The following is a 24,959-nucleotide window of genomic DNA, read 5'->3' as shown; positions in this document are numbered from 1 at the left end:
CTGCCGTGGCGCTTAATACGACGCGATCTCCATCGCCTTCAATACCGCGCCGTTCATGGTCTGGCGCAGACCGATGGTAATATTATTGGTTGCTCCCGGGCCTGTCTTCAGCCAGCATTCCGGCAGGTAAAACTCCCGCTGGGGGCCCACTTCCCAATAACGGCCGATATTGTGCCCATTCAGGTAAATATCACCCACGCCCGATGCATTGATCAGCATCCTCCAGGTGTGCTGCTGCGCTTCCTTTGAAGCGGGTAGCGCAAAAGACGCGCGGTACCAGGTCATCAGTGCCTCCTGTTTCCCTTTCGGCTGCAGGTTGTTGCCCTTTCTTGGAATTTCCATTCCGGTGTCCAGCGTAACCGTCTTCCAGCCTGCATTTGCGACCATACCACCCGTCCACCCGTTTTGTATACCGGAAAGCTGTGCCCCCAGCTGCCAGTCCAGCTCCTGGCTGATGGCCGCAAGGGTATCGGCCAGGCCGGCCCGGCGGATACCGCAAAGTTCTTCCATTGGTACATAACCATGCTCATGGCCGATATTCTCATACAGGGCAATGATCTCGTTCGTTCCTTTTTTAAGAAGTCCGCTGATGTCAAAGGCATTATCAAATTCATCCGGCCGTATACGGGCAAAAGATTTGTCGAGGTTGCGGGTGGCTTCCGCCGCATATTTATCGGAGGGATACAGGCGGGGCGCTATCTTCCCGTTTACCTGCACGCTGATAATATCCCGGGAATAGGTATTGAACAACAACCGTGTAAAGGCTGCAGGGTCTTTAACCACCGGAGTAGAGCGGTACAATACATACCGCGGATCGTTGATATTGAGTTCCGGCAGCGATTGCCCGTTTATCCTTTTCCATGCCACATTAAAATCCTCATCCCTTTTCAAAACTGTTTTTATGCGGATGGTTACCGGATCGTTCTTTACTACGGGATCCTTTACCGGATCTGCAAACCACCAGGTGCCCTCGGCAGCCTGTTTTCCCGGTGGAATCACCAGCACTTTGGTGGCCAGCCCGTCCAGCTGGTATGCGATATCGAAGGTAGGCAAGCCTGCCGTTAATTTATGGGCAGTATCTCCACCGGCACTGATCAGCACCTTGTTCCCGTTCTGGTCAATATTGTAGATCGGATCTTTGATAACCGCTGTTGAACCGGGGATCAATGTTGCGGTGCCTGATGCGGCACTGTCCGGATGGGTATTGTGCAGGAACACGAAACGGGTGCCATCGGCGGCTGTTCTTACCCCGCCATAAACACCGGCAGGCGCGCCGGTAATGCTGCAGGGCCCGCCCCTGCTGTGCAGCAGCTGATCCTGGTAAGTTTGTATAAACCGGCTTACAGACCGGGCCACCTCATATTTTTTGCTCAGGGCTCCATTTTCGCGTATGGCCGCATTGTAATCATAGGTAGCCGTTTGCCCGCGCGCTCCCCAATTTGCAAAATGGGTGCCCCCTACAAACATATAGGTATTGATGCCGGTAGCGCCTCCCAGGATCGACATTAAAGTAATAGCGCGGTAATGCCGGTAATCCGAATAATTATCCTCGCTTAAACTTCCCTTTGTTGTAGAAAACCATCCGCCCTGCAACTCTGTAACAAAGGCTGGTGCATGAGGCTGACGCCTGCGCAGGGACATGATGCGCTGGGCGCAGCTGGGCGCTTCCCTTAATCCCACATAAAAATTGTCCGTGTCAAACACTTCTTTCAATATGGGATCCCTGCTGCCCCTGGTTTCGCTGGTTAAACAGGTAAATACGGGGAGGTTAATGCCTGCATTCCGCACGGAATGGTACAGCGCTTTCAGAAACTGGTCTTTACCCTTTGCTCCATGTGCGTTGTATTCATTTTCGATCTGCACCATAATAACCCCCTTGCTGCCCGCCGGCTTACGGGTAAGCTGGTAGCCCGCAAGTACTTTGCTGACCGCATCAAACCAGTGCAGGCTCCATTTTACATGCTCCGGCTCATTGCTGCGCAGCCAGAATGCATCCGGTATATCTTTGGGCAGGAACTTTGCCAGCCACCGGGGGTAACCACCCCCGGCCCACTCCGCGCAGATAAAGGGCCCGGGGCGGGCGATCACATAAAGCCCGAACTCATCCGAAGCCATTTTTAAATAGGCCTTCAAGGTTGAAAAATCAAATTTCGACTGATCCGCCACACCGGAAGGCATGTTCAGTTCTGTAATATTCCAGGGAATATAGGTTTCCACGGTATTCATACCCGCGGCTTTTATTTTCCGGAAACGGTCGCGCCACAATTGCTGAGGAGTTAGGTAATAGTGAAAGGCCGCGCTGTAAATAAACACATCCTTTCCGTCGATCTTCATACAATCCCCGTTATAGCTGATACGGTCGTTCACCACCGGAAGCTCATTACTTCCTGTAAAATGAAACCAGTTAAAGTCTGCATAACCCGGTACGGCATCAGGGACTGTATTATAGTTAAACAACATGAACCGGTTGGCCGTCCATGTAAGTCCCAGTCCCATCTTCAGCTCATTACCGAGCGGGTGGAATTCCTTCCCGTTGAAGCTATAAGAAAAGGTTGCAATAAATCCTTTATCCGTTGCCTGCGCTTTTAACCATACCCGGCTGGCCGGAGGCAGCACTGCACTGTCGATGGTTCTTCCATTGTTGACCATCACCAGCCGGCGCGCCCGGCCCTTCTGCTCAATACCCACAAAGGCATAGGGTTTTTCAAATACGGCCAAACCGGCCACATCACCATCTTTCATACGGCTAAAGTCCAGTTCCGTTATTGCCGCGGAGGCGGGTCCCTGCACGCGTTGCGACAGGGAGTTTCGGGCGCCCAGCAGGTCTTTGGCGTAGCCGCCCTTCAACCGTAAATAACCCGGGCGTTCTGTTAACGACCATTTTGCATTATCCGGGTTATGGTTCCACTGCCACTGCAGGCCGGGCCGCTTTGAGCTGAATTCATCGGATGTGGCAGGGGTCTGTACCGGGTAGGTTTTGCCGGTGCGGGGTTTTGTATGTACCACCACGCCTTTTCCTTCCCCGTTCTTACCCAGCATGGGCCAACCCTCTTTCCATACAACCGGCACCAGGTGCGGTACACGGCCCATGGGCCCCCTATCCTGCATAATGATGAACCACCAGCTCCCGTCCTGCACCTGTACCATGCCACCCTGGTGCAACCCGTTCCGGGGATACGAAGACTCATCCTGTACGATGATCTTACTTTCATAAGGCCCGTAAATATTTTTACTGCGCAAACATACCTGCCAGCCCTCCGTGCCGCCAGCCGGGCAGGTGATATAATAATACCCGTTGATCTTGTATACGTGCGATCCTTCCATACCGTAGTTTCCCCCGGGTGCTGATGATCCATCCGGCACCGGGATACCTTTATCCCAGATCAGCTTTTTTTCCCCTTTTACGGAAAGCGCGTCCGCAGCCAGTTCGGTTACGTATAAATGATGCTGGCCATGTACCACGTATACTTTTCCGTCATCATCAAAAAACAGACCCGGGTCATACAGGTATTCAGGAAACACGGTACGCTTCCAGGGGCCGTTTATATCCTTTGTGGTGCACATGGAGAACTGTCCCTTTTCTTTTCCCCAGTTGGGTGTGCAGAATCCTACGTAGAACAGGCCCTTATGATGCCGGATGGTAGCGGCCCAGGAGCCCCGCAGGTACATTTCCCCACCCTGCAGGTCATAACGGGGATCCTCATCATAACGGTCCACCGCGTAGGAGGCCATCTCCCAGTTCACGAGGTCCTTTGATTTCAATACCGGGCAGCCGGGAACATAATGCATGCTGGTGGAAACCATATAGTAGGTATCCCCTACCCGGGTAATATCCGGGTCCGGCCAGTCGCCCCATAAAAAAGGGTTCTTATATGTTCCGTTACCGTTATCTGCCGTCCATACACCCCGTGACGCCTGTTTTTGCGCCTGCACGGGCATAGCCATGATCCCGGTTAATAAAAAAAATACAAAATAAGTAACTGCACTGCGTTTCATGCGTATGTCCTGTTTTTAAGCGTCTAAACCGTTCTGCTAAAGCAGCAAGGGGCCAAAACTATCGAATATGTCCGCACCCTTACTGATGCAATATTGACCAAAACCGATGCTCTTTTTGCCCAGGCAGTACAGCGTGCGTTTATTCCCCGTATCGGCAGCCCGCATCATTCCTGATAGCGCCTGTCTCTTTGCCCCGGGGCTGCCGGCCTGCGGACGATGAAAAGGCACTCTGACCAATGATTGATGGTATACCTGTTCTATTTTTTTCCCCGTAAAGACCGCCTGCTCCCGTATAAACCGACCAGGGTGCTTTTTAAAGCGGCCGTATATTCAGCTGCTGATCGAGCAGGATCCGGCGACCGGCAACCAGTTTTATTTTTTTGCTGAGCCTGCCATAAGTGATGGTGCAAACATCATTTTTGCCGGGCAGCAGTATAGCCTGCTTCAGCGTTCCCTTTGCCCAGGAAACGGTAAGTTTGTGCCCGCCGTGGATCCGTATACCGGACAACCGGCCTTCCGGAAGTCCGGCGGGACAGGCAGGCAATAACCGGATCCTCTGCCGCTGCGAAAAAACCAGCATTTCCGATAGCAGCCGCGGCAGGCTCAGCACGGCATCCAGGTTATATATGGCATGGTCCGGGTTGTGGGAGGTAACCAGCCCGCTGTAAACATATTTGCGACGGGCAAACCGGTTCAGGTTCTCCATGACCTTGTCCGCATCCTGCAATCTTGCAGCCATTAAAGAGATATGGATGAGGCCATGGGCTGATTCCGTATCATACTTAAACCGCCTGTCCAGGGCTACCCGCGCCGCCTGCAGCAATGCCGGGTTGGCGCCGGGTTGTAAGAACTCCGTTCCCGGGAACACAGGGTATAAATGAGAGTTATGACGGTGCGCATAGTTATCCGGGTAGCCGGCCGGAGCCCATTCTGCCAGGGCGCCATCTGCATTGACCCGGTAAGGCAGCATCTGGTCATGATAGTGCCGCCAGCGGTCCATATCCTGTTTGGCTGCACCAAACATTTTGCCCAGTACCAGCAGGTGTTCAAAAACCTCCCGGGCCACGGCGATGTCGATGGTACAATCCTTTGCCAGGTTGGATGACTGGTGTCCCACGTTGTTCTCCGGTGATATACCCGGGATAATGTGGTAGTAGCCGTCCTTCATTTTTACCAGGTAGTCTTCATAAAACTGCGCCATCTCCCCGTACAACGGCAACACCTTCGTGCGCAGAAAAGCCGTGTCGCCCAACAGCATTCCATGCTCATAAAAAGGCATCAGGTTCCATCCTGCCCCGGAGGGCCAGTACATCCAGGGGAAGTCGGTACCAAAGTGATTTAAGAACCCACGCTCCGGATCGCTGTAATGCGGCACCAGGAAGCCCCTGCACCCCAGGTAATTTTTTGCATTCAGCCGCCAGGCGGGCAGCAGGCGTTCTACATAGCCAAAATAGGATGCCGCACATTCCTGCAGATCGCCGGTCGACATTGCCGCTATGGCCAGGTTTACGTTGGAATCAAATACAAAGCCTCCGTTCCAGGCCGGCCGCCAGCCACCACCCCATATTCCCTGCAGGGGAGGCGGGTATTTACCACAGGAGGAGATCAGCAGGTAGCGCCCCATGGCATGCAGCTGCTCCAGGAAAAGCGACGTAACTCCTTTTTTGTCTGCATGGGTAAGCATCTCTTCCGTTGGTGTGCCGGCCCACTGGCCGGCCGCGCCCAGGTCCAGTACCACCCTCCGGAACATTTCGCCATGAAGGGCTGCATGCGGGCGCAGGAGCTGTTCATAGTGCAATGACAAATTGTTCAGTTCATTCTTTACCTGAACGGCCTGTGATGTGTTGCCATATTGCAGCGGCGTGATGCGTAAAACAACCAGGATCTCCGTTGCATCTTCAATGCGGATCCGGCTGCCGCTACGGGTACGGCGTCCCCCAACGGATGTTACTCTTGCCACTCCCTCATAACCACCCGGATCATTGGTGTACTGCGCATGATAGCGGATCCAGCCGTCATCCGTAGCTTCGGAATTTATGGAACGAAAAGCCTTGCTGATGTCCACTCCATCGATCTGCCCGGTCCTGCCCGGCGTTTCATCAAGACTCAGCGATACGCTCAGCTTCCGCGCTCCCAACCCGCGGATCCGGAGCACGTTCACATCGTTTGCCCGCGAAGAAAAAACAGCCTGCTCCACTTCTCCCTTATCATCCCTCCAGCGGATCATTGACTCCCCCGTTTCCATATTCAGCTGCCGCCGGTAATCACCGGCTGTACCAAAGGTTGTTGTTTGTATATTAAGATCAAAGGCCGGATGCGGCGATACGGGCCAGGCCTGCGGTGCACCCATGGCTTCCAGCTGTCTGCGGGCAGCATCCGTTGCAAAGCGGGCGGCCTCCGTTAAGCTGTCGTTCTCCGCCATCCGGCGTACCTGCGGCAACAGCCCGGCAATATCCGCCACAGCGATCTTGTTGCGGCCCCAGGCCCTCAAAAATAATTCCTCATGTACGCAAATGATCCGCTCTTTACCGGGAGCGCCGAGATGCATAGCGCCTATACTCCCGTTACCGGTAACAAAAGCATCCTGCCAGGCAAGGGCCGGCTTTTTTGACCAGGCGGTCCAGCGCCCCGGCAGCATGCCTGCTCTTTTTACGGGAATACTGCGCTCCTGCGCGCTGCCGGTATAACCGGTAAAAATAAATAAGCCGGCGCCCAGCAACGCGGCTGTAAAAAACTTTTTCAAATGCAAACAATTTTGACCCAACACTCTTTTAATGGCAAAAGTACCGGGTTTGAAAATAGGAAAATCTGAACACAGGAACCTGTATATATGAAATCCTTTGCCGTTTCCCTATGTATTCGGAATAGGAAGATCCTGTTTTATGAAAGAGACGTTCTGTTTCCAAGGGCTTTATTAGTTAGAAGCACTCCTGTTTTTTATAGCGCATCCTGAAAAGGGGCGTTCGGTGAACTGTACGTGAAATGCGTGGTTAAGCACCGGGATACCCGTTGAACCCCGTCAGGGTTCAATGCCCCTCTATCGCAAACGGGCCGGCGGTTACACCCCCGGCTATTAAAGCGCAACTCTTTTAGGGTTGCACCCAAAGAATTTCCCGGATCCTCTTAAGGAAACGACATTGATATAAAATTCCGGGATCAATCAAAGAACCGGTTTATAATTGGAATAGTCAAACCGGCGTATGACGATCCGGATGCCGGAGATGCGGTGTGTTTATTGCATTGTGAGCATTGAGAAAGCCGCTCTGTCAGGAGCCACATAAACACGGAGCCTGCTATGGAACGGATCAGACCTGCCATCAGATGCATTTCCCATGCAGGCTGAAGCGAGGCAAACGCATCTGATTTGCTTGAAAAGGATGAAGCAGGAACAAGATCCGGCACTGTAAGTGCACCGTGTTTGTTGCACGATCTTAAAGAGAGCCCCCCGGCTCCTGCAGGAGCCGCGTAATACCGGCAGGGTCAAGCAACACGACCCTCCCAAGAAGCAGGGTTGATCAAACCAACACATTTGCCACAAACACAACGTCCTCCCAGGAGCTGACCGGGACTAAAGCCAGATGCGTTTGCCCTGATCAATACGGTCCCTTAGATCCGGTTTTCTTAATTTGATGCATAGGGAATCTTAATTCTGATTGCCGACCGCTGCTATCATCTTCCTTAATATAACTGAACCGTTTGCCGCCGTACATCGTTGCCGGTTACCGGCAGATCATTGCGGGCGCCTGCCGCTGCGGCAGGTACCCGCTGCTCCACCAGTACAAAGGATTCAAATTGCTGACCCGTTTTTGCATACCTGATCCGGATCTCCTTTCCCTGCCAGGGTGCAAGATCGTAGCCTGCCATATTCCAGTCGGTTGCTTTACTGCTTTTCATGCCGGCAACAGCATAGCCGGCAAAATTATTGAGTTTGGCACGGGATGTTTTTTGAGGCACCAGCGCCCTGTCGTCAATGGATATGGCAGGCAGGGCGGGATAACCAATGACCAGCAATTCGCAGCGGCCTTTTATATCAGAAGGCACAGTTACCCGGGTTTCTGCAACGCGGGCATCATCGACGGAGGTACGAAAAGAGATCGAAGAAGGGTCCGGCATTTTTTTACGGGGCGCTGTTCCCCGCTCAAGCACCACCACCATTGTTGCATAACCGGGAAGCGCTATGGTGATATTTTTCCCGGACTCGAAAGTTGCCGGGTACCCGCCATCATAAGGATAGGTAACCCGGGCTTTATAGGACTGGCCAGGGGCGCCATAAAATCCGGTACTGCTGTTAAAGGGAATGGTCAGCGTTTGCGTTGCTGCCGAGGGGTTCCGTGCGGTTAATATGGCGCGTGCCCCGTTCCACCCTATATAGCCATACGCATTCCCTTCGTCCGGCCGGCCGCCTACAAACACGGTATTATTAAGTTCTTTTTCATATTGCCCGGCCCATTTCTGCACACCGGCCAGCGCTTTCCATAGCTCCGGGCGCATGGCATTTAACGAAATATACCATTCCTTTAATAAAGTGCCCCGGCCGTAGTGCATCACTACATAATCGGCCCAGTCCTGCAGGGAGATATCTTTTTCCTCCGCTGATGTTTGCAGGATGCCATGGGTCATCAGCCTCGATACCGGAACCAATGGCCGGTCCGCAGGATTCCCGAACATACGCCAGATATAAGTATCCCTGTCGGTAGTGAACATGGCTTTGCGGGATAATTCCGGAGTATTGCCATTAATACCGTCATCACCCGCCAGCATCCATAAAAAATCTGCATACTGCAGCCACCAGGGCGAGAACCAAATCCAGTTGGTCAGGTTCTGGAAGATCTCCGGCTTTGCCTTGCGGGTTGCGGTGAGCACCTGCAATGCCACATCCAGGTTGGCTTCATGCCCGTGCCGCTCTGTGGGCGGATGGTTGTTGCCCTCCCCTGCATCACAGAGATCATTAAAATCGTGTTTAAAATAGACCAGGTCGGCTTTCCGGGCCAGTTCCGGTACGCGCTGCAGGATCTCTTCCTTATATTTGGTGGCCGACAGGCTGTAATAGCGGCCGTATTGGGAAAAGTATTTATTTCGTTTTGCCTCTGCATAACCGTTGCCCACCCCCCAGTCGATATTGCTGGTGTAATTGTTGATAGACAACCATAGGCCCAGGCGGGTGCCTTCCGCTTTGAGCCTGCGGCTCAATGCTGCCAGGTCCGCATCGCCATTGGGAAAGTATTTTGGTGAAGGCTTCCAGATACTGTTGCGATCCTGCCATCCGTCATCAGGGACCATCCCGTCAATTTTGATCCCATAAGGTTCAATGATGGCCTTGTATTTTTTGTACACATTTACAAACCGATCGCCCCGCAGGTCCTTGGCCGATGCATCGAACCAGTTATTGTAGTTGACAAAAGAACGCGGCTTTTTCCAGATCGTTTCCAGGTAACGCATAAATGCCCGGGTAATATCCATCCCGTTTGCTGCAAAACCGGTCACAGCTGTTTTACTCTGAATTTCATAATGTCCCCCGGAGGCAACAGCATAGCCGGGAAAGTGCATCAGCCGTACCATACCCTCCGTTCCCCGGGGTTCTATATCCCTTCCCTCCAGGTCTATAAAACTGTAATTGCCCACGGCATCGTAATACCGTCCGTAACTTTTGGGGGTATTGCCATCCTTACAGCGCGCATAGCCCGCCGGGTATTCCAGCCCTGTAAACCACTGGTCTTTGATAAACACCGGCTCCCCCCGGCCCCCACCGCACTGTGCATCGCCGTTTATAAAACGCTCTACTTCCAGCCGGTCCACCGTTGCCGGATGATCATAGAGGATCCGGATCCTTTTCCGGATAAACCGTTCGCCTTTTACCGCAAAATACGTGATAAGCAGGCGGTGCGGACCGGCGGTATCGGACAGCGGCCGGTAAGCGATTTCGCAAAAGCTGGTATCTTTTTTTGAATAGCGCTTCGGTTGTTCCGCCGCGGTAAAGTTGCTGAGGGTAAGCCCTGCATCGCTATTCATGGGCAGTATAAAAAACTCCTCGCTTTTTACAGCAAGCACCGCAGTGCCGTCGCCACTTAAGAACCGCGTGGTCCGCCACACTTTGCCATCGAACTGAAGCACCCGCTGTACCTGGTCGTTTTTTATACGCAGCTCCAGGGCAGCCGGCGCCTTTTGCGCTGAACAAAAAACGCTGGTGAAAACGCTGGTCATCAAGCAGAAAAATGGAAATCTTTTTTTCATTTATATACAATCTGAATTACCGGTTATTTTTAAGCTCCCCCCGCTACGGATTCCTTTCCGTGGTATAAATATCAGGATCCTTCCAGCCTCCTGTCCTTCCCGCACCGATCCATCAGCAATTTCACCGTTGGCCCGCCGAAGCCCATTAAAGGAAAGGTGATCTTTACGTATATGATCCACAGGGTATCCGCTGCAGAAGGTTTCAACCAATACGCCGGGATCCCTTATCCAAACCCCGGCCGGTAAAGGTACCACTATGGCAATCATCAATACCCCGGTGCTCTTTGCAGCACAATGGGCTGTGTTTTGCGCCCGTTCACCACCTGGTATAAAGTCCAGGTATTTTTGCCGGCGCCCGCTTCGAGCCGCCAGCTTTTGGCAGGGTCCGAAAGCAGGGTCTTTACCCAGCGCGGGAAGGCATTGGCAGCCCGCGCATCTTCCCAGGTACGGATCACGCTGAAGATGGCATCCTTCTGCGGGCAGGCTTCTACATCTTTCTGGTTCAGCGTAAGGCTGTAGGTGGTCCCTACCCCTACAGAAATCGCCTGCACATGTTCGTATTGTTCTACTGTTGAATTTTTCCGGATCGGGAAATTGCCTCCCATGCCAACCGGGAAAAAATTGGCATAGGTCACATCCCGCAGGTCCTTACCCTGGCTGGTGGTACTGCCCCATTCCCGGGTGTCCGCATCATAGAGGTTTTTGCCACCGCCCACATTCCAGATGCTCTGGTAATGCCAGGAGCCTTCCGACAGGGTAGCACCCGTAAAACGAATGTATGGTACGCCCAGCACTTTTGCCCGCTCAAACATTTTATGAAAGAACCGCTTCGTTGAATAATATCCATGGCCATTGTTAAACAGGAATTCCTGCCCGTCAAAATCATAGTAAGCCAGGCCGTTGATCTTACACAGATCGGCATAGTATTTTGCAATTTCATCCTGCAGCTGCATATTGGGAATAATACCATCATACCCGTAATTGATCGTTACCTGGAGCTTATAAACAGTATCTCCTGCGGAATGGCTGGCAGGCGTCGTTTTCCAGTAACCGCGTTTTACATTCAGCAACCGGTATGGTACTTTATCCGATACGCCCAGATAATGGATCAGCTCCTTGCCGATCTTTATCATATTCAAACTGGCTGCATGCCCTTCCCAGCTGGCTATCTCTTCGAGGTACCGGGGATCATCCACGATGATGACGGTATCCGTTGTACTGATGCCCCTGGCCAGCAACCGTTTCTGCTGATAGCAAAGGCTATCGCTGGGTACCGGGCTGGCATCCATGGTGCCCGGGGCCAGCGCGTTCGTAATGGGCGTACGGCCAATGATGATCCCTTTCTTTGCGGCCAGTTCCGAAAACGCTTTATGCGATACATTTCCCGCCGTCATTTTGATCGGCTTCCGTTCAAAATGTTTTCCGTCGATATAGCCCCCGTTGCCGCGGTCGGGGCGGATAAACCCCTGGTCGTACAGGCTGATGGCCTTAAAGCCAAGCCGGCTGGTATACGCGATGATGCTGTCGTTCAGGTTGCCTGCGGTCATTGCATCCGGCACAAAGGCTGCCGGATCCTTTACCCATTTCCCATTAATAGTAGGGTAAGGTAATTTTTCCGCCAATACAATATTCCGGATCACATCCATCAGTGCGGTGCTGTCCGGGCTGCCCCACAGGGCTACCGATGAACCGATATAATCCACGCCCGGCAGGGGCTGTACATCTATATGATTGGGAATATTGGCCGGCATATGCGGGATCAATGAAAAAAACACCTCCCGCTTTTTGGAGCGGTCGCGCGACTGGTAGGAGATTGAGATCCGCCCGGCGTTATCGATCTGTGCGGCATCGCCGTAAAGGATCCGGTACCAGGGCTCTTTATGCGCATAGAACGCTACATCGCTGATCCCGTTGCCGCCCAGGCTGAACACCTGGCCTTCGTGCAGCGAATCCGGGAGGGGAAAGCGCTTTGTATCCGGTGTGTGAATGATGTATTGAAAAGGGGCGGCATCGCCTACCGTGGTAGCCTGCCCTCCCAGGGTATTATCATTGAGTGCCAGCATCCCGATGGCATAATTTACCGCAGCACTGGTATCGCGTGCTACGCCGATAATTTCCCCCATCAGGTTGGTGATGCTGGTATGATACGATCCCCACTGGATCGCTTCGATGCCCTCCCGCTTTGAAAGCGACAGCAATTGCAGCCTGAAATACTTTTGCTTCGGGGCGATCCGGATACGCGCTACCGACCCGTTGGTATAGGTTAGCGTTAATAACTGCTCCGTTGCTTTATACGATGCTTTTACCGGCTCATAGTAGATCTTTCTGACGCCGTCATACAATTGCATCAGCGGCGAAGGCCGGTTTGCGGGGCTAAATTCGCGCTGGGGCCTGACCGTACTGTTTTTCATGCTGGTAATAAAGCCCCTGTTGCTGATCCGGATCTTAAAATAATCGGTTTTAAAATCCCATTGGGCACAAAGATGCAATGCGGTCAGCGCCAGCGCGCCTGAAAGTAAAATCCGTTTTAAATAATGTCGGTCCATTTGATACTGTTCTTTTTTTAGCGGCTCACTATTTCCGCAGTGCCCGCTGATTTAAATTCAATTTCCAACTTAGGCGCGGTGGCGCTGCTGAATGCTCCCGAAACCCGTACTTCATTGCTGTTCTTTTCCAGAACAGGGATGCCTCCGCTATTCAGTTCTTTTATTTTTTTCCAGTTGCTGTCGCACTGGTAGATCTTTTTACCATCGCAATAGACCCGTTCTCCAGCCCTGAGCTGGGAACGGAGCCCGCCGGCATGATCCCCACTACCAGGAAAAAGAGTCTTTTATACATTTCAGAAAAAATTACAATTTACGGATCTTAAACCAGCACATTCATTTATCTGGATACTACCTTTACCCGGATGGTATCCGCCAGGCTCCCCCTGCCGTCGGTTACAAAAAAGTTTTGGGAACGGGATGGCCTGACGTTTATGGAACGGGAGCGTTCTCCGTTACTCCACCGGTATGCGCCGGGCCAGGACGCCGAAAGCCGCAATTTTGAGCCGGCCCTGACCGTTTTAGAAACGTTCTTACTGACATCCTTGAAGATCGTGAACTGATCGGCCACCACACTGTCGCGCCGGATGAATCTGGCGTCTAACCGGTTACCCTCCACTTCAAGATATAACATCCCGCCATCATTCATGGAATAGGGCATCGCATTATGGGGATACCCGGACTGGATATGCCCGCTGGCCCCGGCAGATCCGGCCACTACATAAACAGTGCCCTTATTGGCTTTGCCAGATGCAGTAATATAGGGATCGGAGTTTTCGCTGCCATCGTATTTTCCACTGGAGGCACTCAATGCATGTATGCCGGGATCAAAATCGTTTTCCGGCCCGTAATGCCCGTGCATCAGGCGGGAGCGTTCGTAATTATGGCTGTGACCGCACAGCACCAGGTCTACCCCCATGCGTTCCAGGATGCGGATAAAATTTTCGCGGATATGTACCAGCTCCGCCTCTTTATCTGAGTTATGGCTGCCCATAGTGTAGGGCGGATGATGCCAGTAAGCAATGACCCATTTGCGGGTGTTGGCGGCCAGGTCCTTTTTGATCCAGGTAACCTGCGGCCCCAGCGTATCATACAGCCTTAATTTCTGATCCGTTTCCGTTCCATAGGAATCCAGTGAAAGAAAATGAATATTGCCCCAGTTGTAAGAATAATACGCCTCGGTACCGGAGGCTACTCCCCCGCATTCTGCTGCGGTTGGCATGGTAAAGTTGCGATAGTACGCGCCATCACGGGAGGCCTGGGAGGAACTGTAATAATCATGATTGCCCGGAGCGGGAAACAGCACGTGATTTTTTAATACAGTGCCTTCATACGCCGGGAAGAAATTTTTGGAATATTCCGAGTCCTTGCCGCTGGAGTACGCATTGTCGCCCAGCAGCAACATGATCTCTGCAGGGTTAGTTCCGGTGAAACGAAGATAGGAGTTCAGCGACCCGGCCTGGTAACCTTTGCTGTTAGTACCGCAATCGCCAAATGCAGCGATCCGTATTTTGCGTTGGGTGCCCTCCGGCGGTGCGGTACGGAAATAGTTATCCTTATTACCCTGGAGTATCCCGGTGCTGCTGCCCACGCGGTAGTAATACCGGGTGTCGGGTTTTAGCCCGCTCACCTGCACCACATGCTCCGTGGTAGTTTCCCTGTCCTTTATGATGGTTTTATACCGGCCGGGCTGGGTGCCGATCTCTACCCGCGAATCCGTTGCCATACGGGTGCGCCACCGGATGGTGACCGCTGTTTCTGAACCCATTTGCAGGTAAGGTCCCCGCGTTAACAGCTGGCTGCTGTCCGAAAAATTGCGGGATGTTTCCCCGGCGTATGCCTCAGCCCCGCCCATCCCGGTGATACAATGCAGTAAAACAGATAAAAAAAACCGGCTATTCATTTCACAATATTTTTAATTTTCGTTGAGCCCCGTAAAACAGCCCAGGTGTTTCCAAAAGCCCTTAAACCAGCACCTGCCTTTCACATACCCGTTAATACCCCTTTGCTCTTTTTAATACGACCGGCTGTGTCTTTTTTCCATCAACCATCTGGTAAAGCGTCCAGGTATCAGGACCGGCACCCGCCTCCAGCCTCCAGCTGTATGCCGGATCTGTTAATTTTGTTCTTACCCAGCGGGGAAAGGCGTTGGCCGCACGGGCATCTTCCCAGGTGCGGATCACACTGAAGATCTGCTCTTTTTGCGGGCATTTTTCCACGTCCTTCTGGTTCAGCCGCATGCTGTAGGTAGAACCAATGCCAACAGAAACAGCCTGGATATGCTCGTATTCTTCTACGGTAGATTTTTCTGTAATCGGGAAATTACCGCCCATACCCACGGGGAAGAAGTTGGCATAGGTTACATCCCTCAGGTCCTTACCCTGGCTGGTGGTGCTGCCCCATTCTCTTGTGCGGGCATCGTACAGATTTTTTCCACCCCCTACATTCCAGATGCTCTGGTAGTGCCAGGAGCCTTCGGACAATGTGGCCCCGGTAAAACGGATATCGGCGATGCCATGTTCCTTTGCCCGCTCAAACATTTTGCGGAAAAACCGTTTGGCTCCGTAATACCCATGCCCGGTATTGAACAGGAACTCCTGCCCGTCAAAATCATAATACCCCAACCCGTTGACATAACAGATATCGGCATAGTATTTTGCTATTTCGTCCTGCAGCTGCATATTGGGGATCAGCCCGTCGTAGCCCGCGCCGATGGTCACCTGCAGCTTGTACAAAGTATCCAGTGCTTTATGTGCCGCCGCCTGTGTTTTCCAGTATCCGCGCGTTACATTTAATAAGCGGTAGGGCTTTGTATCGCTGACACCAAGAAAATGAACCAGCTCTTTGCCCACCCGGATGATGTTGAGGCTTTTGACATGGGCCTGCCAGCTCCCGATCTCGTTCAGATACGTGGGGTCATTTACATAGATCAGCGTATCCATGGCGCTGATATCCCTTGCCAGCAGCCTTTTTTGCTGATACCAGATACTGTCGCTGGGCACCGGGCTGGCATCCTTTGTACCGGGCGCTAAAGAGTTCGTGATCGTTGTACGGCCAATCACCAGGTGCTGCCGGGCGGCCAGCTGTGAAAACGCCTTATGTGAAAGATTGCCGGTGGAAAGCCGTATCGGTTTCCGCTCAAAATCCTTTCCGTCAATATACCCTTCATTTCCCCGGTTGGGTCTTAAAAAACCCTGGTCATACAAACTAATGGCCTTAAATCCCAGCCGGCTGGCATAGGCAATGATACTGTCGTTGAGGTTACCGCTGGACATGGCATCCGGTACAAAGGCCGCAGGATCTTTTACCCATTTGCCGTTGATGGTGGTATAGGGCAGTTTCTCAGACAGGACGATATCCCGGATCACATCCATCAATGCCGTACTGTCCGGGCTGCCCCATAACGCTATGGATGAGCCGATATAATCTACACCGGGCAATGCCTGCACCTTTAAATGATTGGGTTTATTAACCGCCATATTCGGCATCAGCGAATACTGTACTTCCCGTTCCTGTTTACGGTCGCGCGACTGGTATACGATCGATATCCGTCCCTTGTCGTCGACCCCTGCCGCGTTCCCGTACAGGATGCGGTACCAGGGCTCCTTGTGTGCATAAAAAGCCACATCGTTGTGGCCGTCTCCGCCCAATGTAAATACCTGCCCTTCATGTAACGAATCCGGCAAGGGGAACCGCTGGGGATCAGGTGTATGAATAATGTACTGGAAGGGGGCTGCATCGCCCTCTATGTCGGCCGTTGCCCCGATCGTATTATCATTCAGTGCCAGCATACCAATGGCATAGTTAACTGCAGCACTGGTGTCCCGGGCCACCCCGATAACCTCGCCCATCAGGTTGGTGATATTGGTATGATAGGATCCCCACTGGATGGCTTCTATATGCCCGGCGTTGGTCAAAGAAAGCAGCTGCAGCTTCAAATATCCGGGCTGCGGCGCCACGCTGATACGGGCCACCGACCCGTTGGGGTAGCTGAGCGTAAAAATCTTTGTCTTTTTTGTATAGACCGACTTTTGTGGCGCATAATATTTTTTTTGCCCTGCATCATAAAGCATCATCAGCGGCGATGGCTTGTCTGCCGGGCTAAACTCGCGGTAAGGCTTCACCGTGGTATTCTGCATACTGGTGATATACCCCTGATCGTTTACCTCAATTTTGAAATAGCGGGTCCTTAAAACGGTCTGTGCCATAAGCGCCGGCCCCCATATACCAGGCAACAGCAGTATAATTGCGATCCTGAGAAATGTAATTTTGTTCATTTTATTATTCGTAGTGATGAATGTTTTTTATATTACCCGTTCTTTTTTATAACCGTGCCTTCCACAACAAAACGGCTTGTTTGTCCTGCTCCTATTTCGATCTTTTTCCAATCGAGGAAGGATGTCAGTTTTAATGCCTTTGCCGACTGGTTCCCGTTTTCCGCAAGCAAACGCACGGTGGCGGCATAGGGTGTGGGATTGTGCAGCTCCACCCATACTTTCTGATGTTTTTGATCCCGTTTGGTCACCCTTCCCTCCAGGTGATCAAATACAAAAAAACGATCTATATCAGTACGCAGGTACACACCGGGAATTTCAAGCGACATTAAAGCGCCATTGGTCTCGTTCCACCCGGTTTTGCCGCCATCACCCCGGGAGCCACGGCTATCCGCATCGCAATAGGTCAGCCGCTCGGTAATATGCCCGTTGGGCTGAATGCCTTCTGCATAAGCATGCGCAATATCATACAGCAGCTCCGCGTAGCGCTGTTCCCCGGTTGACCGGTAGATCCTGAACAGTGCATCCCCGGATTGGGTACAAAATCCCGGCGCGCCATGCTTGTTCTGTGTGCTGGCCCATACCGCTCCGGTGAGCTTTGCTCCCAGTTTGGCCAGCGCCGTGTAGGCAGGCAGCCGGTAATCGAAGGACGTGGTCCAGGTAGCGGCCAAATTGGCCAGATCGCGGCTCTGCCTTAAATAAACAGGCTTGCCTGTAAACTCGTAAAGCGTCATCAGCGCGGTTGTAAAAGCAATGGCTGTTTCTGAATCCGCGTTCTGTAAGATATCGGCACAGGCCCCGGTGGTCATGCCGGTAAGTGCAAAATTTTTATAATAATATGCGGCGGCGGCTTCCGCTACACGCAGGTATTCGGGGTTATGATAGTATCGGGAAGCGAGCGCCAGCCCGGCAATCGCCATCACACCGCCGGAGCTGTTATACACCGCTACCTTACCTGTTTCATGATCCAGGTCGTTGCCCCATTGCCCTTCTTCCTTCCAGGTTTTGACAAACGCATCGGCCAGCTTCCGGATCCGCCATTCCCAATCCGCCTTTATAAATGCCGCATGGCCCTGGGCTCTCATCAGTTCAAATTGCTTTACCATCCAGTAAAGGACATCGGCATTCTTCCGGGTGAGCACGATTTCCGGGCGGTCGTTATAGGCTTCTCTTCCAAAAGGCCACCCATCCTTATTTAAGGCTCCCCAAAAATAGCCGGACCTGCCCTGGCCATAGGTCATCCCGAAATCAAAGGTCCGCATCACGCGCTCGCGGTGCAGGGCATCGTTTAATGCCAGCATCGGGAAGGTATTGATAAGCCCCCCGATCCATCCGAAGGAGATCCAGTCCGCATTTTCGGGACAGTAAAAACTGAATTTCCCCTCGTAATAACGTTTATCGATATTGCGGGTCATGATCTGGTTAATAGCACTGAAGGGCACCAGCTGGCGGGGCTGGTTTTTGCCGGTCAGGTCCTTCCGGATCTTCGAAAACGTATTTAAAAACCCGGGGATGTCTTTCGCCTTAAACTTATACAACCGCAGTTTTATGGTATGTGCATCACCCGGGCTCCAGGTAATGCCCCGGTCCGGGCTTTTGCTGAAACCAATGAACTCCGGTTTCCGTTCGCGCACACCCGGCGCGCTGACCACCAGGGTAGCCTGGGTCCGGCTTTTGTTCTCTTCGAGGATCAGCCCGTGATCTATCACCTGGTCCTTTACCATTATTCCCTGGTCGCAGAGCAAAACAAAGCCAAGTCCCTTCCTCCGGTCGTAGATACATACGGCCGGTGTTGCGGTATTGCTGATATTGATCTCCAGTCTTGAAAGCTCACCGGCATTGGGAGAAAGCTGGGGCAATGAAGTAGTGGTCTGGGGCAGGTCCTTCCGGTAAAGGTCCGACCGGTCTACCCCCTCATTATACCCCCGGGTTACGATCCGGTTCCGGTTCCCGTTGTACACGGAAGCCGGGATCATCACATAATTGGATACATCCCAGTTACCGAAGTCGATCGCCAGCGCCACACCGGCATCAGCAATTGTTCTGCCTTCTCTTTTAAAACGAAAGGTAAGATCCATTATCTCCTGGTCTTCTTTCTGTTCAGAATATTTATCGATATTTAATTCCCATTCATTTTTTGTCCCTTTTTTCCCAACCGGGACCGGTTCCAGGGAACCCAGCTGCGCCCCTCTATAACCACAGGCCAGCACCCGCATGTTCCCGGACAGCCCCTTTAAAAAAGTATGGATCTCTGCTGAAACAGGCGCCGCAGCAGCGCCCGGGGACGGCAGCCAGGAAAGACCAGCCTGCGCAAACAGGAGCAATGGGGCAAAAAGCATCAAAACAATAAATACCGGCAGTTTATTGCAGCACAAGCGTTCCTTTAATTTCAGTGTGTATTTTATCGCAATCATTTCGGGCATAAAGATGCTGAAATGAACCGGTATGAACAGCATTTATATTGACAAGCTATGATGTTTTCTTTGCAGGAAAGAGCGCCGGTTCCTCGTTAGATCCCGTTTCGTTGCCAGATGAACTTCCCTTTATTTGAAGTTTAAGGTTCAAGGTTCAAGGTTCAACCGTTGTTGTACTTGATGTTTTCCTGGACCTCGATTCCGAAGCTTCGGGGCCTGGCTTTAAAACTCAGGTTAATCCCGGTATTGTTCCATGTGAACACCGGCGGGCTGATTGCCTGGCTATTAAGGCAAAATCCATATATCAAGATCCGGGTACCGTTTCCGCCGGGGGGATGCCGCATAAACACGGGGCGCCATACGGAGCCCAATCCAAATAATGAAACATTGCTATAAACACGTTGCTCCATATGGAGCAACAATCGTTGAAATCCGGGAGGAGCAAATGGAACCGTATGGCGCTTCAGGATTGTGTTCCTTAGCCGGCTCTCATGCGAAGCTTCGGGACGCGGCTTTAACGTTAGCGTCGTATTCTATACCCCGTGTTCAAGCCTCAGGTTCATATTCCCCGCAGGGGTTTGATCCGATGAACCGCGCGTGCAACGCGTGGTTCATGACCACAATCCGGGTTGAACCCCGGCGGGGTTCAATGCAGGCCGGTTGCAAACGAACGGGCAGTTACGCCGCCGGCTATCCGGTCATAACCTGCTTCGGATGCCGCACATGCAATTCTGGTCAGACCAAGGCTGCAACACCAGAGCCATTTGCAGCCCGATGTTCGTTATGCAGATCAGTAATCCGGATCCGTTCCGTTTTCACTCCCGATAGCCGGGATTCCTATTTCCGCATTTTAAATATTTCCTTAAGAAGACGAGACCAATCTCTTCTTAACAATGCGCCCTACTCCGGCCCCTTCTTATGGCATCGATACTTTTTCCGGAGCTTGCCGGGTTATATATCTTACCACCACATCGGGTTTGGCCCCATTTACCCCCTCACAGGCAAACGATACGCCGGATGCGCCTTTGGGCAACAGGGCCTTACCCTGAACATTCAGGTCAGCCAGTACCTTATAATTCTGGTCCGTTAATGTAGCCCTGCCCTGGTGATCCAGCAGGATGTACTGGTTGGCTTCCAGCTTCCCTTCGATCTTTACCACGCCGAGTGGTGTGGTAAAGGAAGGATTGGCAACGGCACCCTCGCCTTCTACCTTTATCCGCAGCGCAAAAGGACCTTCCGCCGGGCTTTTCCATGACCAGTCGGCCCCGCCCGGTTGCCCCGGCTGCAGCTCGGACAAATTACAACGGAACCGCTCAGAAATGAACAGGGGATATAACAGGAAATTCTTATCATCCTTTTTTTCGAGGTGCCATTCGGTTTCCGGGTCCTTCAGCCGCTTTTTCTGGTCCTCTGTAAACACATTTGCATAACGTAAGGCATCCCAGTTCTTCATTGCCTCCAGCAACCGGTCGATCTGCCCGTGGTTCTTTAATGTTTTCATGTTAATGCTCATGGCATACCCGGCATCAAAGCCGGCAGATTCCGACAGGGCCCATTCCAGGTCTTCAAGCGAAGTGGCTTCAAAATTACGCTCTGCCAGTCTCACCAGGAACCATCCCAGCATCCTTGGAAACAGGTTCCTCCTGAAATACTCCTGGTTCCTGATCCGGCTGGCCACCTGCCCTTTACGCATTTCCTCGCCCCATGGCTCTCCCCAGTTCATCCTTGTATGAATGTGCCAGAGATAATGATCCAGGCGGCTGGCGTCATTGATGAGGTCTGCCTTATTCTGAAGCCCGTTGTAATATTCCGTTACGAACCGGGCCGTGGCATAGTAATCCTGACCGGTATACATACAGCCTTCCAGTCCATCAAAGGAGATCTGCCTGATCCCTGTTTTATTAAAGACCGCCGCCAGGCGCTGCGCAAATTCATCCTGCAATTCCAGATCGGGGAACAGGGTCCGGTACGGGTAATCCCATAACTTGTATAAGGGCTCATTTTTTTCATGCCGGGCTTTCTGTGTACCAAATGCGCCCCTGGTACAGCCGGTAAGTATGACCCGGCCCTCTTTATTTTCTGCCTTGCCATAAGTGATCAGCTCGTCGCCGATCTGCAAGGCATTCAGGGTGAGGGGCACATTAAACAGATCGGATGCTTCCGTTTCCAGGGTCGTTTGTATATCATCAATACTACCGGTGAGGTTCAGCTGCCCCTGCTTCAGCAGCTTTTTACTGGGCACCGGTGTTACATAAGCATCATTGGTGGTTAAAAAATTGGATAGGGTATGCACCCCGATTTTGATCTCTTTTTTTGAAGCCCTTTCTGCCATCGCTTTCATCCCTTCATCCCCTTCCTTTGTTAAGGAAGGATTCCACTCAAAATGGCCCCAGGTCCTGAACGGATCCGGGTGGTACAGGGTCCTGAATCCGGCACGCTGTGTCTTCTCCAGGACAAAATCAAGATCCTGTTCTGAAAAATTGGTGATCAGGTAAGAGCGCATAGCCCCTCTCGACTCCTTGCCCCATTCGCCTTCGATCACCGGGTGCGGCAGTCCCTGCTCGGTTTCTACTTTTCCGATCCGGCCCAGGATCCGGCTGCGCCGGTCTCCAAACAGCGCTATCCTGGCACCGGCAATAGCTCCATCAGCGCCACTTACCGGGAGCACCAGCGCCTTTTCGACCTGGTTCACCTTACGGTACTCCTGCTCCGAACGGTTCCTGGCTGATAACTGGAATACGGCTCCCTCTTTTGTATCGGCCACCGCAAAATTAAAATAAGGTGTGCTCGAAACCGAAAGGTCTGTATTGCCGCCGGCATAGCTAAACCGGGCGCCATAAGCCGCTGCATATTCCTGCGGGATACCGCCATTGGTTTTTATATTCAACGCCTGCATGGCAAAAGCGATATCCCCGCCCTGTACCACCCCTACCACTTCCCCCACAACCTCATGCGGTACTACTTTTACCGGGCCAAATACAACCGTTTTATAAACGCCGCTGATCTTGCTGACCTCATAAGTGATGGCCTGCGGCTGCTGCCGTACCAGCAATTCAATAACCTGCTGGTCTTCCATGGTCAGCAGGAATTTATTACCGCTCACCTTCAACGCGCCCGGAAGCACGATCTGCCCGTTCTTTACCGCCGAGATCAGGGGATAAGCGCCTTCGCCGATAATTTCTTTCCCTTCCACCTTAATAGAAGTGTAAAACCCTTTATCGTTAATAACAATAGCCGTAGAAGCTGTTTTCAGCTCTACCGCATGGATCCACTGACTGCATAAAACAAAGACGAGGCCCATTGCCCATTTACTCCCCTTCATATTCCTGTGATTAAGTGATCAATTTGCGCTGTTAAGCTACGGTTTTATTCTTTTACTTTCAGCCTTACCCGATAAATGGGAGAGCTGTCCTGTTACAGACAGCTCTATCCCGATGTCACACCTCTTATAGCTGGGTTTGATTGTATTATTTGTAGTGCTCCTTCAACTCCCGCATCAACCGTTCCTAACAACAGGTTTCTTTTTTTTAAAACCTTTTATAAAATTCAGTCAAAACCCGCGAACCAACTACCGCCGGATTGACAAAAACCGATGTTTTTTTTACCGGCACGCCCTTCCTGCTACGCCTATTGATTGAAGTCCGATCTCAGGTCCTGGCGCAGCGCTCGGGAGCTGTTCTTGATGCTCCTTTCCACAGGTTGGACCTGATCGTATTTTTTGATCTCCCCCCTACTGCAGCGGATCAAAATCACCGCCCCAGTTATTATTCTGTTTTAACAGGGGATTACGGTCTCTTAATGTTTTGGGAATTCCATAAAAGTAGAATTTATCGGGGATAGCGATATTCGTATTTTCGGTCTGAACAACGGTCGACTTAAATTTTGTCCATACGGTATTGATATCGCTTAATGGCTGTACATCGGTTTCGCCGGGCTTTAGTTCAATAGCCAGGCCATGCCTTTGTGTAAGCGCTCTCAGGTACCCAAACAGCTTCCAGCGGCGCAGGTCATCCCAGCGTTTGCCCTCGAAGCAAAATTCAACAAAACGCTCGTTTTGATAAGCTGTACGGATGTCGGCCTGCGAAACAGCTGTGATACCGTAATTATTAGCAGCACCCGGCCATATCCCGGCCCGCTGCCGGATCTGCTTTAACGCGTCCAGAGCTTCACTGCTCTTGCCTGTTTCATTGGCACACTCCCCAAAATTCATCAGTACTTCAGCATAGCGGATCTCGGGCCAATCTACCGCGGCATTGTAAACCGTTCCTGCCACAATGGTTTTATCGATCGCCTTTATCCTGTAAAAACTTGAGTTAGACCAGAGCGGATCGGTGGTAACCTGGTTGTGCTGCCCGGTGATGCCGGTAGCTCCATAGTAATTGTCGATATGATTAAAATAGGTCCAGAGATAGGTATTGGACGCTTTCATTCCGGCCAGGTACTGGTTAGGAGCACCGTTATAATAAATATTCGCATAAAACCGGTCATCCCTGCTGCGGAACAGGGTATCGTACATCCGGCTCTGTGCCCCCCATGCGGCCCCATCCTTCATCGGGAACGCATTTACCAGTTCCAGTGAAGGCCGGTCGTAACCCACATCATCCTTGGACCAGTTCAGCGGGATCAATCCGCCCTGGAAATAAGTAGCCTGCGGGTAATTGTAGCGGCGTACCATGATCACTTCCTTGTTCAGCTCATCGTCCCATATCTTATTATAAGGAGCATAAAGCCCTTTCCCCTTTCCATCAAGAAAATCCTTTGCGGCCTTATTGGCATCGTAGGCTTTTTGCCAGGAGGCAACGCCACCCAGCCCGTTAAATAAAGGACTGGCAAAGAACAATAGCACCCTTCCCTTAAAAGCCATGGCTATCCCCTTGTCGATCCTTCCTACATCCTCCCCTGTCCAGGCCTCCGGCAATACGGCAATGGCCTCATCCAGATCTTTCAGGATCTGCGTAACACATTCCGAGGTTTTGCTCCTGGGCACCTGCAAAGCGGTAAGATCCGTTGTGGGCTCCTGTGGCGTAAGGATCAACGGTACACCTCCATAGCTTTTAACAAGGCTGTAGTAGGCCCATGCCCGCCAGAACAGCCCCTGGCCTTTGAGCGTGACCTTGCTGGCCTCATCAAAGGATGCCTCGGCAATATTCTTAAGAAAAATATTGATAGTGCGGATATTGGTGTATTGCGAAAAGCCATCGTAGGAATCTTCTGTTGCCGTACCTCCCAGCCAGGAATTGGCCTGCCGCTGATAGGCCACCCCTTCATCGGTATTATTACCGCTGCCGTAGGTATTGCCTGGCATAAGGTTCGAATAAATAGTATTCAGGTAAGCGGTTGCCAGCTGGGGGCTGCTCCAGACCTCAGAAGGATTTACCGCGCTCAGGTTCTTTTTGTCCAGTACTTTCTGGCAGGCCGTTAAACAGAACACTGCGGAAATAACAGCGACGAATATGTTGAATGATTTTTTCATGCTCATTATATGTTTTTTGAGACAAAGC

10 protein-coding genes are annotated in these 24,959 nt (G+C 52.0%); all 10 read right to left on the bottom strand.

The window, feature by feature from the left end; all coding sequences use genetic code 11:
- Positions 1-12: 12 nt before the first annotated feature.
- On the bottom strand, positions 13-3,996 hold the full coding sequence (locus tag BLS44_RS26515; RefSeq protein ID WP_176954386.1) for a beta-galactosidase: 3,984 nt from the start codon (positions 3,994-3,996) through the stop codon (positions 13-15).
- Positions 3,997-4,309: 313 nt separating this feature from the next.
- Positions 4,310-6,739 (bottom strand): glycosyl hydrolase family 95 catalytic domain-containing protein, encoded by a 2,430-nt coding sequence (locus BLS44_RS11075; protein WP_090390130.1) that lies wholly within the window; start codon positions 6,737-6,739, stop codon positions 4,310-4,312.
- 935 nt (positions 6,740-7,674) lie between these two features.
- Positions 7,675-10,197, bottom strand: a complete 2,523-nt coding sequence (locus BLS44_RS11070) for an alpha-amylase family protein (RefSeq protein ID WP_143019734.1) — start codon at positions 10,195-10,197, stop codon at positions 7,675-7,677.
- Positions 10,198-10,493: 296 nt separating this feature from the next.
- A complete protein-coding gene (locus BLS44_RS11060) occupies positions 10,494-12,773 on the bottom strand; it encodes a hypothetical protein (RefSeq protein ID WP_090390127.1) in 2,280 nt (759 codons plus the stop codon).
- Positions 12,774-12,933: 160 nt separating this feature from the next.
- Complete coding sequence (locus BLS44_RS27015) at positions 12,934-13,065, bottom strand: hypothetical protein (RefSeq protein WP_262492848.1); 132 nt, start codon at positions 13,063-13,065, stop codon at positions 12,934-12,936.
- A gap of 45 nt (positions 13,066-13,110) precedes the next feature.
- Positions 13,111-14,673, bottom strand: coding sequence for a purple acid phosphatase family protein (locus BLS44_RS11055; protein ID WP_090390126.1), 1,563 nt, complete (start codon positions 14,671-14,673; stop codon positions 13,111-13,113).
- A gap of 91 nt (positions 14,674-14,764) precedes the next feature.
- Positions 14,765-17,047: an SRPBCC family protein gene (locus tag BLS44_RS11050; protein ID WP_176954385.1), complete on the bottom strand. Its 2,283-nt coding sequence runs from the start codon at positions 17,045-17,047 to the stop codon at positions 14,765-14,767.
- Positions 17,048-17,079: 32 nt separating this feature from the next.
- Positions 17,080-19,458: a hypothetical protein gene (locus BLS44_RS11045; protein WP_218127733.1), complete on the bottom strand. Its 2,379-nt coding sequence runs from the start codon at positions 19,456-19,458 to the stop codon at positions 17,080-17,082.
- Between the two features lie 916 nt (positions 19,459-20,374).
- Positions 20,375-22,780, bottom strand: a complete 2,406-nt coding sequence (locus BLS44_RS11035; protein ID WP_090390124.1) for a hypothetical protein — start codon at positions 22,778-22,780, stop codon at positions 20,375-20,377.
- Positions 22,781-23,188: 408 nt separating this feature from the next.
- Positions 23,189-24,931 carry a RagB/SusD family nutrient uptake outer membrane protein gene (locus BLS44_RS11030; RefSeq protein ID WP_176954384.1) on the bottom strand — a complete coding sequence of 581 codons (1,743 nt, stop codon included), beginning with the start codon at positions 24,929-24,931 and terminating at the stop codon, positions 23,189-23,191.
- Positions 24,932-24,959: the final 28 nt, after the last annotated feature.

This window comes from Niabella drilacis, from assembly GCF_900101395.1.
Lineage (GTDB): Bacteria > Bacteroidota > Bacteroidia > Chitinophagales > Chitinophagaceae > Niabella > Niabella drilacis.
This window is presented reverse-complemented; position numbering and strand designations above follow the sequence as displayed.

Excerpts from the sequence above, each read along its gene's own strand:
- BLS44_RS11070 (WP_143019734.1), bottom strand. The coding sequence starts at position 10,197 with ATGACCAGCGTTTTCACCAGCGTTTTTTGTTCAGCGCAAAAGGCGCCG.
- BLS44_RS11050 (WP_176954385.1), bottom strand. The coding sequence starts at position 17,047 with ATGAACAAAATTACATTTCTCAGGATCGCAATTATACTGCTGTTGCCT.
- BLS44_RS27015 (WP_262492848.1), bottom strand. The coding sequence starts at position 13,065 with ATGTATAAAAGACTCTTTTTCCTGGTAGTGGGGATCATGCCGGCGGGC.
- BLS44_RS11035 (WP_090390124.1), bottom strand. The coding sequence starts at position 22,780 with ATGAAGGGGAGTAAATGGGCAATGGGCCTCGTCTTTGTTTTATGCAGT.
- BLS44_RS11055 (WP_090390126.1), bottom strand. The coding sequence starts at position 14,673 with ATGAATAGCCGGTTTTTTTTATCTGTTTTACTGCATTGTATCACCGGG.
- BLS44_RS26515 (WP_176954386.1), bottom strand. The coding sequence starts at position 3,996 with ATGAAACGCAGTGCAGTTACTTATTTTGTATTTTTTTTATTAACCGGG.
- BLS44_RS11060 (WP_090390127.1), bottom strand. The coding sequence starts at position 12,773 with ATGGACCGACATTATTTAAAACGGATTTTACTTTCAGGCGCGCTGGCG.
- BLS44_RS11030 (WP_176954384.1), bottom strand. The coding sequence starts at position 24,931 with ATGAAAAAATCATTCAACATATTCGTCGCTGTTATTTCCGCAGTGTTC.
- BLS44_RS11045 (WP_218127733.1), bottom strand. The coding sequence starts at position 19,458 with ATGATTGCGATAAAATACACACTGAAATTAAAGGAACGCTTGTGCTGC.